Source organism: Bacillus suaedaesalsae (assembly GCF_016890225.1).
Classification (GTDB): domain Bacteria; phylum Bacillota; class Bacilli; order Bacillales; family SA4; genus Bacillus_BS; species Bacillus_BS suaedaesalsae.
Genome location: NZ_JAFELM010000036.1, coordinates 105,517 through 116,039 on the forward strand (window position 1 = coordinate 105,517; position 10,523 = coordinate 116,039).

Consider the following 10,523-nt stretch of genomic DNA (forward strand, 5'->3'; position numbering starts at 1 on the left):
CCTTATAAAAAGCTCTGTACGAGTAGTAACGTGACAAACACAACCGATGCTACTACTCCAAGTACGAACATAACAAATTTAAAGCGGAAAACACTCATCATTATTAGTGTATTCTTTAAATCTAGCATAGGACCAAAAATTAAAAATCCGAGGATTGAATGGGTCGGAAATAAACTACTAAAAGAGGCACCGATAAACGCATCTGCTTCCGAACATAACGATAAAACAAAGGCTAGTCCCATCATGACAAGCAACGATGAAACCACTCCACTTCCAGTTTCGAGTAACGCTCTTGCAGGCATAAACACCTGGATAGAGGCTGCTAATAGCGCACCAATAATAAGGTATTTCCCCATATCAAAAAACTCATCAACTGAATGCACAAGAACAGACCATAGTTTATTAAAGAATGATTGATGAGTGTTCTCAACAGCCGAAACTTTAATTATCTCCTTTTTAAACTGAGTACCCTTCACAAACCGACTAACGATAAAGGCAACGATTAGTGCGATTAAAAATCCTAACACCATTCTTAGACCCGCAATCTTAAAATCATTTCCAAATGCCATATAAGTGGATGCAATTACGATTGGATTAATGAGAGGTCCAGTTAACATAAACCCGATCGCCGCATAGATTGGTACACCTTTTGATACAAGCCTTCTCACAATTGGCACAATTCCACACTCACAAGCAGGAAATAATGCTCCAATGATACAACTCATGATGACTGCCAAAACTTTGTTCTTAGGAATCCATCTTTGAATATGTTCTTCAGTCACGAAGATTTGTATGATACCTGCTATTAAGACCCCTATTAACACAAATGGAAGAGCTTCAATTAAAATACTTAGAAAAATAGTATTTAAGTTTAATAACGAATCAGGCACCACATTTGAATATGTACTACCAGGATTAATAGTTAGCAAAAACAAAACAAATACAATTAATGCAACACCTGTTACTTCCATGATACTACCTCGTAAAACCCTTATCATTTTGCCCTCCTTAGTCCGAACCGATAATCGTAATTGTTACGTTTTATATTATACTATTGTCCATCTAATGTAAATGTTTAGTTGGACAAAGTCATTTTTATGCATTTTTTTACTTGTAATATTTTTTTTAGAGTATGATGTAAACCGCAAACAGAATTAGTCATGATTGGGATTGATATGGATCAAGAACAATTAACTTTGCGTTTGAATGACTGTTTATTATCAGAAGATGAAATGAATTTGGACTGGAAGTCTTTTAATGGCGAGGATTATTTTAGCATCATGAGAAAAAAATCTTCAGACTTTGAAACAAGCTTTAAATTAAATAGGGTTGACACAGGTGCTATGTATCTATTGTCTTTTTTTGAATTGATTGCAGGTTAAATGAACATTACTCACCCATTTTCATAGTTTATAGATGAATACCTAAATAATTTTAGGCGGTCGTAAGAATTGATATTACCTGCCATTGATGTTCAATTAATGAATGAACATTTGAGAACCCATGAAGGAGTTTTATATAAGCTACGAATTTATTATCATCATGCTAAGAATCCCATTTTAAAAGAAATCATCCAAAAGCAATACATGGTTATGTTGGACCACGTTAGAGTGATGCTGGAACTCCTGAATCCAAATCGAACTACAGATGTGAAACTAGCACCGATTCAAGTCGATATTGTTCCATCTCCTTTGGGAGGACCAATTGCTGACCAAGATAAACCACTCGCAATTGAGGGAAGAGCAACTGGACAAAATATGGCGAATATGAACTTTATGTCTGCACTGATGATGAAAAACTCCCATGTAAAAGCCATTCACAAAGAAATGGCATTGCAGCAATCACAACTTCAAGAATCGTATTCACGGTTTTTATCTACGGCGTTTAATGAAAAACCACCAATGTCCTCCCCAGAAGAACAACTAACTATTATAAATCGACATAAACATCTTTTGAAAAAGTCATAGAGAGGTAAAAAGTACTGAACTGCTTATCAGTACTTTTTTCTGCTCAAGCATATTCAATAGTCAAAAGGTGAAACTAATTGATGAACAGGAGGTGAACATATGAAAAAGTATATCGTATTCATTTCATGCTTAGTATTGATGTCATTCCCCGCACTGACTCACGCCCAAAAACAACTTAATTGTAACGAGTTGCAGCTGATTTTTAACACAAAAGTTGAATCTGAGAATGGCATTTGTTCAGTTGAAATGTTTCGTAAAACCATTGATGTAACACACATGGATAAAAAGTTATCACCGAAAACAATGGAACTTGTTTTCCACTTTTCCTTTGAGCAAGTTGATAACAAACATACGGCTGTTATGGGTGAATTGGCATTATTAGAGGAAGAAGTGAATCCAGTGATGGATGAATTGAGAAAAGGTGGTTTAGAAGTATCTGCTCTACATAATCACATGATTCATGAAAGACCAAGAATCATGTACATGCATTTTCAAGGAATTGGAGATATGAACAAACAGGCGAAAACCATTAAACGTGCAATTGATAAAACTTCTAAATAATAGTGAAAAAACAGCGTATACGCCTATACGCTGTTTTCCATTAAAGTCTCCCTATATAGTCTGGATTTCTTTCAATCCCTTGTTGTCCTGGTAACCAATTTGCTGGAACCACTTCTCCCGTTTTACGGTGATATTGTGTGGCTTGAATAATTCTTAAAATCTCATACACATTTCTGCCCACTTCAAGTGGGTTTACGAGTCTTGATACAATCGTTCCTTCTGGATCAATAATAATTGTGGCTCGAAATGCTGCCCCTGTTCTTTCATTCAGCACTCTATAAGCTTTACTAATGTTTTGTGTTCGATCACTAACTAAAGGATAATTTACTTTTGAAGCCAAAGAGGATTCTTCTGTAAATACTTTATGAGAATATACACTGTCAGTACTAATTCCAAGTACCTCCGTATTAATTTCCTTAAACTGATCATAAATAGCAGCGACCGCTGCCAATTCTGTCGGTCAAACAAAGGTAAAATCGCTTGGATAAAAGAATAGAACAACCCAATTTCCTCGATAGTTTTCAAGACTTATTTCTTTTATTTTCTTCTCCACATTATCATAAGCTTCCGCTGTAAATAATGGTGCAACATCTGTAGTTTGTGCGCAAAATGGCATCTTACATTCCTCATCCCGTCTTTTCAAATCCATGTTTTTCACCACCATCTCATTGCTTTACTTTGTTGCAAGAGCTTAGCTCTGCTTTTTCCCATTGCTCCACCTGTTCAATTGCTTGCTCTGGCGTGTAACCTCTTCCTACAAGAACACCAGAAAGAATGAACTCCTGAAACAAATGCGTTAAGTTAATTCCTTCATTTACTTCCTGAAGTGCCCTTTGCACTAAAGGATCCATATACTGCACCCATTGATTTGTTGTAAATTCATCTGGATTTACATGTCTATAAGGATAGGAGTTATAGTAATGAAACAAATTTTGATTGTATAGATGATGATACATATGATAATTCATATACCAAGCTCCCTACGATTCATTCAGAAATAGTATATGACTAGGTTTTTGTCCGCTTGCGCCTATTTATCGTCATTCTATAGAATAAAGACACTCCCATTCATCTAAGGAGTGTCTTTCACTTTCGGTATGAAATTAAAGATTTCTCTTGATTCGAAACTATCTACCAACCTATTTAACCAATCATAATAGTTTAACGCATACTTCAATTTTTCAAGATCTGCTTTTGCTTCTTCTTTTATCTGAGTGGATGTTTTAGGTTCATCTAATAATTCCTGTAGTTCACTTATTGATTTATTGATTGCACTCATGTTGGCTGAAATACCTACTCGCCATTTAATTGAAAAGAGATCAGTAAAGGTTTGGTACCAGTCATGTGAGCACTGATATAAATCTTTTCGACTACCCTTCACCCACACCTTTTCTACCATTTGCAAATCCTGTAATTGCCTAACAGATGTGCTCATGCTCGTTTTACTCATACCCAATTCGTCCTTCATGGAATCTAGCGACATTGGCTCATCCGTGAAATATAACAATCCATATAGCCTTCCGATCGATTCCGTAATTCCATAAAGATTCATATTTTGTGCTAATGATTCAATACAACGATTACGAGCTCTTTGTAGCTTTTCACTATCATTCATTCAATCACATCCCTGATTAGCTATACATACAGACTATCATAACAAAATTAAAAAGGGAAAATGATCATTTAAGAGGATTATGACGTATATCAGAACAATACTAAGAATACAGTACATATAGAACGTACAGAAAAAACTGTACGTAATTAAGGTAAAATATGCCTTAATATGCACTTTGAGTGTGAATGTAGGACTTTTATATAATGAATAAGTACCTAATCGTGATGACCTTGAGAGGTGAAAGAATGGAAAAAAACAGGAATGTAAAAATAAAAGTAGACAATGTAACGAAGATTTTTGGAAAGAATGTTAAACAAGCTATTGGGCAGCTGAATAGTGGAAACTCAAAAGAAGAAATCCTACGTAGTACCGGATGCACAGTCGGCGTGAATCAAGCTAGTTTTGATGTACATGCAGGTGAGATATTTGTCATTATGGGGCTATCTGGGAGTGGAAAGTCGACACTTGTTCGAATGTTGAATCGATTAATTGATCCTACTAGTGGAAAAGTGTTAATTGACGGTGAGGATGTCGTCAAAATGAATAAGGAACAATTACGTCAGGTACGCAGAAAGAAAATCAGCATGGTATTCCAAAAGTTTGCACTGTTCCCTCACTATACTGTTCTAGAAAATACGGAGTATGGGTTAGAAATACAAGGTATGAGTAAAGAAGAGCGAAGCCAAAAAGCAATGGAATCCTTACAATTAGTTGGATTAAAAGGGTATGAAAGTCAGTATCCAAGCCAATTAAGTGGAGGAATGCAGCAGCGTGTAGGGTTAGCAAGAGCACTAGCCAACAATCCAGATGTATTGTTAATGGATGAAGCCTTTAGTGCACTAGACCCACTCATTCGTAAGGATATGCAGGATGAACTTTTGGAATTACAGTCTTCTATGGAGAAGACAATCGTGTTTATTACGCACGACTTGGATGAGGCACTTCGAATCGGAGATCGAATTGCCCTTATGAAGGACGGAAATATTGTTCAAATTGGAACACCTGAAGAAATCTTGATGAATCCATCCAATCAATATGTTGAGAGATTCGTAGAAGATGTTGACTTATCAAAGGTGCTTACTGCATCTCATGTGATGAAGCGTGCAGAAACTGTTCAGATTGACAAAGGACCTCGTGTGGCACTGCAGTTAATGAAAGAACTCGGAATTTCCTCCATTTATGCAGTGGATAAGCAGCAAACGTTGCTTGGTGTTATAACCGCTGGGGATGCATCAAGAGCAGTAGAACAAAACCTTACGCTTAAAGAAATTATGAGAAAAGAGCTGACAACAGTTGAGCCTGATACATTACTATCAGATTTATTTGATAAAGTGTCCAACGCAGACATTCCAGTCGCTGTAACAGATGAAAAAGGTCGACTAAAAGGAATTCTCGTTAAAGGCGCTGTAATCGGTGCACTTTCTGGAAATGAGAAGCATATTAACACGGTAAGTCCTGGCACAGTTGAGGCCGCAGTAACTAGGGAGGTGAATTAAATGGAAGGAATGATTCCTAAACTCCCGTTAGCACCCTATGTTGATGGATTAGTAGAATGGTTGACTGATAATTTAGCAGGATTCTTCGATTTTATAACAATTGGATTGGAAGGGTTTGTAGATGGCTTAGTCGCACTACTCGTATTCATCCCTCCCCTTCTATTAATCTTAGCCATCGGTTTCGTCGCATGGAAAACGAGCCGTTGGAGAGTTGCATTATTTTCGGTCATTGGACTTTTACTTATCTTAAATCTTGGTTATTGGGAAGACATGCTTGAGACATTAGCTCTTGTGTTATCAGCTGTTTTTATTTCAATTGTCGTCGGTATTCCAATGGGTATTTGGGCATCACAAAAGGAAATGGTTAGAAAAATTGTGACACCAACCCTTGACTTCATGCAAACAATGCCCGCTTTTGTTTACTTAATACCAGCAATCTTCTTTTTTAATATAGGAGTTGTGCCAGGTGTGGTGGCATCTGTTATCTTTGCAATGCCTCCTACGATTCGTTTAACAATTCTAGGTATCAAACAAGTCCCGGGAGATATTATCGAAGCAACAGAGGCATTCGGTTCTACAACTAGGCAGCGTTTAGTCAAGGTACAGCTTCCATTGGCTATGCCTACGATCATGGCTGGTATTAACCAGAGTATTATGTTGGCATTATCCATGGTTGTTATTGCCTCAATGGTAGGAGCACCGGGCCTTGGAACAGAGGTTTACCGTGCTGTCACACAAATCAAGACTGGAATCGGGTTTGAAGCTGGTCTATCTATTGTCATTATCGCAATTGTTCTAGACCGGATTACTCAAAATATAGGAAACAAAAAACAAGGGGGAGAAGCGTAATGTTTAAGAAAATTATGGGTATAACAGCTGTATCGGTTTTATCTTTAGGACTTGCTGCATGTAGTGGTGCTGAAGAATCAGGAACAAAAGAAGCAGGATCTGTTGGAGAACAGGTTGAGTATGAAATTGTAGGAATTGACCCGGGTGCAGGCTTGATGAAACTTACAATCGAAAATGTTTTACCTGAGTACGGATTAGATGATTGGGAAGTTGTTGAAGGATCTGGTGCAGCAATGGCTGCCTCTTTAGCAAAAGCGTACAAAAATGAAGATCCGATTATCGTGACGGGCTGGAGCCCACACTGGAAATTTTCAGAGTTTGATCTTAAGTATTTAGAGGATCCAAAAGGGATTTACGGTGGAGCTGAAGACGTTCATACAATCGCTCGTCTAGGCTTAAAGGATGACCATCCTACAGCCTACTCTGTTCTAGGTAAGTTCCAATGGGAACCAGAACATATTGAAAATGTGATGCTGTTAATTAATGACGGAAAGTCTCCAGAAGAAGCAGCAGAACAATGGGTAAGTGAAAACGAAGATCTAGTGAGCAAGTGGACAGAAGGCGCTGAAAAGGTTGATGGCGATGAGCTTAAGTTACTTTATGTAGCATGGGATGATGTAATCGCTGGTACAAATGTTATCGGACATGTCTTAGTTAACCTAGGGTATGACGTTGAGTTCGTTCAAGTTGACGCGGGTCCAATGTGGTCTGGTATTGCTAGCGGTAGTGGAGATGCGATGGTAGGAGCTTGGTTACCTACAACTCATGCAGACTACTATGCTGAATACGAAGGTGAGTTTGAAGATTTAGGATCTAACCTTCATGGCACAAAGCTTGGTTTAGTTGTTCCAAGTTATATGGATATTGATTCGATTGAGGATTTGAAGGAATAAATGGGAAAAGCCAGTTCTTTTAGAGAACTGGCTTTGTTTTTTAAATAGATTCTGTGGTGTTAACCTCAATACTCTTTATTTTGGGTGAATTTATAGTAAACTCACCTTTTTCTCTCTTTAATTCTTCATAAAAGGCAGCTTTTGACGCTTGCATATATGGCATAATCCAAAGCATTCCAATACCTAGTGTAAAGATACTTAAAATAAACCATCCGATAAAACTTAAATGTAAGACGACGAAATCCCATTTATGACCGTCCATCAATCTTCTGCTTTCCGTAATGGCATCTGAGTAGTTAATATGGGGATTATCTCGATAAACATAAACTGTTTGTGAATATGCAATAGACTTAATAATTCCTGGAATAATTAAGAGTAACGTCCAAAGCATTGTTAATAGCCCTGTTAAAAACTGAAGCATAAAGCTATCAACTGCTAATTTTCCACTTTTATACGTTTGAAACATATGTGAAACCTTCGTTTCTTCTTTTCTAACCAGCTGTAAATAAAACCAAGCAACCCCAAAGGTTAAAGGTACAATTACAATTGTATGAACGAGTGTGAAAAGTGGATGTGCAATGGAAAAGATAGTCTCCGAAACATCTAATACCCCAACAAGAAGAAACTCGTAAATATAAATAATAAAAGTTTGTAGAAACAACGCTACTAATGTTGCCCCCACCGCTTTTCCCCAATTACTGGATAAGGATAGTCTAGCTTCTCTTTTAATCTCTGAATTTATCATGATGTACCCCTTTTAATAATCTATTTCTTTGCAGACTACCGATTACTCAAACAATAAATACTGTAGAGAGTATTGGTAGTCACCATCTTTTTATAAAATTTCAAATTATGTTCTCTAGCAATCTCTAGAGCTAAAGTACTAATCTCTTGGGTACACAACCTCATTAAATACTTCTTCTGTTGCTTGATCTTTATATAGTAAGGTTACTTGTGTATCCTCATAATTTGTCCCACTGTATAATTGATACATAGTACCAGCTACAGTATAAGGAATTGAAGCAAAAGCATCAAAGCTTTGTTCAAAAGCCTCTTGATTTACTACAAAAGTGAACTCTGTGAAAGAATCATTGTGAGTAATTTCTTTAATTGTAGGATATTCCCCACTAGTTGTTGTTTCTTTAATGGAATCAACAATGCTAGTTTCAAAGTCTATCATTAACTTCTCTTGAGTAGCTTGAGTCATTATGTAAGTTAATGAACCATCTTCATTTTTCGTAGCTTCCGTCACACCCGCTGTTTTTGCTTCTGTAATCATTGAGTCCAGATCCTGACCTTGTAGTAGATCAGCTGGTAACGTTAATTCGACTGTTTGTTCTTTTTCTTTTTTCTCTGCTCCATCTTTGCTTGCAGTTGATGAGCATGCTGTTAGGATGGTTAGTAGTAGTGCTATGAGTATATATGTTAGTTTTTTCATTTCTAATCTCCTAAGTTACTACACTTATATTTTGTAATTTGATTTTTTAATTATTTGATATTTTTTTCAGGGTACCTTGTTAGGCATAGGCTATCTCAAGGTTAAAAAGTAAATCTATCTACACCTAATCTTATAGTTCATGAAATTATCGCTTATTTTATAGTAATCTATTTAAGGGCAAATAAATTATCTAGTCTCGTAAATTTCTTTAAATTCGCCTGTATCGCTATTAATAATACAAGCAAAGTCTATTCCTCCAGCAACTATTATTGCTGTTAGTTCGCCCATAATGTAATAAATTTCATGAAAACAAATAGCATCTCTGATCTTATTAGGAATAGTAAATATTAACCTTTCCGTTCCATCTGCATTTAAAATAAATGCATTTTTCTTTCCAAATTCATCATAGGAACCTACTATCGCAAACCCTGACTTATCAGATAATTCTACAACACTACGTGGAACATTTTTAAATAGCTTTTCTTTATTTTCCCCCTCAAAAGTCCACGTAAAACTTTTTTCGTTTTCCTTCCATACAAAATCATTAATAATTCTCATTAGGACACCTCTCTATTTAATTTTATAAGGTCCACCTATTGGTATAAGTTTATCTCTGTCAAAATAATTTAATATTTGAACTTGATTTCCTCCACCAGGAAACAATATTCCATTATATTCTTGAGGCCCAACAGTTCCTATCTGTATACGAGTACCCTCTGGAACTAAAAACTGTTGGACTTTTGATACTTCTGGTTTAAACTCAGGAGTTACTGCTAGTTCATTCCTAACATAATTGACATTAGTTATTTCATCTAATGTACCCCATCCTCCCGGTTTCATTTGACCTTCAGACATTGCCATATTAATTTTTAAATCTTTAGGTGCTTTTATTGAAACTATCTCACTTCCATCTAGCCAAGGATTAGTTCCTTTGGGTGCTTCCAACAATAGTGGTTTATCCGTACCCTATGTTGTAATCTTGGAGAACACTAAGATAAAAAGAAACCTTGAGGCAGCTTTTCCAACTACCTCAAGGATATTTTAATAAATCCCTGGCATATAAGAGTTCAGTCTTACTAACTGACATCTTAACCTCTCATTACTAAAGGTTTCATCCGCATGTTTTATTATATCTTCTTTTAGCACTTTTTGTATTTCCCTAGATTCTAAAGACCCTGGGAACTTTTTATTACTGATAAAGTAACATAATAGAATGTCTACTCCTGTTTTAAACTTATCGAGTGGCTCATGATAAGTAACCCTCTGATTTATGATAAACTACATACTTTCTATTGTTGAACTTTCACAAGAAAATCTTCAAGTATTTTCTTTACTGCTACTCCTGATTTAGGGATTAACTCATTTACTCGATTTAGTATGGAGTGATTCTCTAATATCATTTTTTTACTTTCTGGGGTTGTAAAACTTCTTAGAGTATCAATACATATCTCAAATAATTCCTCATCTTCAATGCTGAGTAATGATAACAGAATCTGAAGTTCATATATATTGCAGCTACTATCCATACAATATGCTAGTTTTTTTTGCCATTCTAAAGGTTTGGTAAGCACTTTGCTTACTAACTCTTCCCAGTCACTTGAGCTAAACTTTGATAGTATTTCACTCGCAATTATACAACCATCGTCGTACCAAGAATCTATTGTTGTTTCAGCTGATATTAGATTATCTAAATCTTTATACATA

Annotated in this window: 15 protein-coding genes; 6 read left to right on the forward strand and 9 right to left on the reverse strand. The window is 36.1% G+C overall.

What is annotated here, in order from left to right; all coding sequences use genetic code 11:
- Positions 1–2 precede the first annotated feature (2 nt).
- The gene (locus JR050_RS14930) at positions 3–998 is read right to left on the reverse strand and encodes a permease (RefSeq protein WP_204204300.1); all 996 of its coding nucleotides are present in this window, start codon (positions 996–998) and stop codon (positions 3–5) included.
- A 162-nt stretch (positions 999–1,160) separates the two neighbouring features.
- Between JR050_RS14930 and JR050_RS14935 the strand changes: the two genes are divergently transcribed.
- The 3 genes from JR050_RS14935 (at position 1,161) to JR050_RS14945 (ending at position 2,528) form a co-directional block, all read left to right on the forward strand.
- Positions 1,161–1,382: a hypothetical protein gene (locus JR050_RS14935; RefSeq protein WP_204204301.1), complete on the forward strand. Its 222-nt coding sequence runs from the start codon at positions 1,161–1,163 to the stop codon at positions 1,380–1,382.
- Positions 1,383–1,451: 69 nt separating this feature from the next.
- Complete coding sequence (locus JR050_RS14940; protein ID WP_204204303.1) at positions 1,452–1,967, forward strand: hypothetical protein; 516 nt, start codon at positions 1,452–1,454, stop codon at positions 1,965–1,967.
- A gap of 99 nt (positions 1,968–2,066) precedes the next feature.
- The gene (locus tag JR050_RS14945; RefSeq protein ID WP_204204305.1) at positions 2,067–2,528 is read left to right on the forward strand and encodes a DUF1259 domain-containing protein; all 462 of its coding nucleotides are present in this window, start codon (positions 2,067–2,069) and stop codon (positions 2,526–2,528) included.
- A 40-nt stretch (positions 2,529–2,568) separates the two neighbouring features.
- Here the strand turns inward: JR050_RS14945 and JR050_RS14950 are convergent, their stop codons facing one another.
- The 3 genes from JR050_RS14950 to JR050_RS14965 form a co-directional block, all read right to left on the reverse strand.
- Positions 2,569–3,177, reverse strand: a complete 609-nt coding sequence (locus JR050_RS14950; protein ID WP_239454420.1) for a peroxiredoxin — start codon at positions 3,175–3,177, stop codon at positions 2,569–2,571.
- Between the two features lie 16 nt (positions 3,178–3,193).
- Positions 3,194–3,496 (reverse strand): hypothetical protein, encoded by a 303-nt coding sequence (locus tag JR050_RS14960; RefSeq protein ID WP_204204311.1) that lies wholly within the window; start codon positions 3,494–3,496, stop codon positions 3,194–3,196.
- A 104-nt stretch (positions 3,497–3,600) separates the two neighbouring features.
- Complete coding sequence (locus tag JR050_RS14965; RefSeq protein WP_204204313.1) at positions 3,601–4,143, reverse strand: GbsR/MarR family transcriptional regulator; 543 nt, start codon at positions 4,141–4,143, stop codon at positions 3,601–3,603.
- Positions 4,144–4,388: 245 nt separating this feature from the next.
- Between JR050_RS14965 and JR050_RS14970 the strand changes: the two genes are divergently transcribed.
- From JR050_RS14970 to JR050_RS14980, 3 genes are read left to right on the forward strand one after another with little or no spacing between them, the layout of a single operon-like run.
- On the forward strand, positions 4,389–5,639 hold the full coding sequence (locus JR050_RS14970; protein WP_204204314.1) for a quaternary amine ABC transporter ATP-binding protein: 1,251 nt from the start codon (positions 4,389–4,391) through the stop codon (positions 5,637–5,639).
- Positions 5,640–6,488 (forward strand): ABC transporter permease, encoded by an 849-nt coding sequence (locus tag JR050_RS14975; RefSeq protein ID WP_204204316.1) that lies wholly within the window; start codon positions 5,640–5,642, stop codon positions 6,486–6,488.
- Positions 6,488–7,381: a glycine betaine ABC transporter substrate-binding protein gene (locus JR050_RS14980; RefSeq protein WP_204204318.1), complete on the forward strand. Its 894-nt coding sequence runs from the start codon at positions 6,488–6,490 to the stop codon at positions 7,379–7,381. Before JR050_RS14975 ends, JR050_RS14980 begins: the two co-directional genes overlap by 1 nt.
- 40 nt (positions 7,382–7,421) lie before the next feature.
- On the opposite strand, the gene JR050_RS14985 is transcribed toward JR050_RS14980, so the two are convergent.
- The 5 genes from JR050_RS14985 to JR050_RS15005 form a co-directional block, all read right to left on the reverse strand.
- The gene (locus tag JR050_RS14985) at positions 7,422–8,126 is read right to left on the reverse strand and encodes a DUF975 family protein (RefSeq protein WP_204204320.1); all 705 of its coding nucleotides are present in this window, start codon (positions 8,124–8,126) and stop codon (positions 7,422–7,424) included.
- A 138-nt stretch (positions 8,127–8,264) separates the two neighbouring features.
- Complete coding sequence (locus JR050_RS14990) at positions 8,265–8,819, reverse strand: hypothetical protein (protein WP_204204321.1); 555 nt, start codon at positions 8,817–8,819, stop codon at positions 8,265–8,267.
- Positions 8,820–9,005: 186 nt separating this feature from the next.
- Positions 9,006–9,377, reverse strand: a complete 372-nt coding sequence (locus tag JR050_RS14995) for a hypothetical protein (protein WP_204204323.1) — start codon at positions 9,375–9,377, stop codon at positions 9,006–9,008.
- A 12-nt stretch (positions 9,378–9,389) separates the two neighbouring features.
- The gene (locus JR050_RS15000; RefSeq protein ID WP_204204325.1) at positions 9,390–9,767 is read right to left on the reverse strand and encodes a hypothetical protein; all 378 of its coding nucleotides are present in this window, start codon (positions 9,765–9,767) and stop codon (positions 9,390–9,392) included.
- A gap of 341 nt (positions 9,768–10,108) precedes the next feature.
- The gene (locus tag JR050_RS15005; RefSeq protein ID WP_204204392.1) at positions 10,109–10,522 is read right to left on the reverse strand and encodes a hypothetical protein; all 414 of its coding nucleotides are present in this window, start codon (positions 10,520–10,522) and stop codon (positions 10,109–10,111) included.
- Position 10,523: the final 1 nt, after the last annotated feature.

Bases quoted from the DNA above. Each gene is read 5' to 3' on its own strand.
- JR050_RS14930 (WP_204204300.1), bottom strand. From the start codon at position 998: ATGATAAGGGTTTTACGAGGTAGTATCATGGAAGTAACAGGTGTTGCA.
- JR050_RS14935 (WP_204204301.1), top strand. From the start codon at position 1,161: ATGATTGGGATTGATATGGATCAAGAACAATTAACTTTGCGTTTGAAT.
- JR050_RS14945 (WP_204204305.1), top strand. From the start codon at position 2,067: ATGAAAAAGTATATCGTATTCATTTCATGCTTAGTATTGATGTCATTC.
- JR050_RS14960 (WP_204204311.1), bottom strand. From the start codon at position 3,496: ATGAATTATCATATGTATCATCATCTATACAATCAAAATTTGTTTCAT.
- JR050_RS14965 (WP_204204313.1), bottom strand. From the start codon at position 4,143: ATGAATGATAGTGAAAAGCTACAAAGAGCTCGTAATCGTTGTATTGAA.
- JR050_RS14970 (WP_204204314.1), top strand. From the start codon at position 4,389: ATGGAAAAAAACAGGAATGTAAAAATAAAAGTAGACAATGTAACGAAG.
- JR050_RS14975 (WP_204204316.1), top strand. From the start codon at position 5,640: ATGGAAGGAATGATTCCTAAACTCCCGTTAGCACCCTATGTTGATGGA.
- JR050_RS14980 (WP_204204318.1), top strand. From the start codon at position 6,488: ATGTTTAAGAAAATTATGGGTATAACAGCTGTATCGGTTTTATCTTTA.
- JR050_RS14985 (WP_204204320.1), bottom strand. From the start codon at position 8,126: ATGATAAATTCAGAGATTAAAAGAGAAGCTAGACTATCCTTATCCAGT.
- JR050_RS14990 (WP_204204321.1), bottom strand. From the start codon at position 8,819: ATGAAAAAACTAACATATATACTCATAGCACTACTACTAACCATCCTA.
- JR050_RS14995 (WP_204204323.1), bottom strand. From the start codon at position 9,377: ATGAGAATTATTAATGATTTTGTATGGAAGGAAAACGAAAAAAGTTTT.
- JR050_RS15005 (WP_204204392.1), bottom strand. From the start codon at position 10,522: ATGTATAAAGATTTAGATAATCTAATATCAGCTGAAACAACAATAGAT.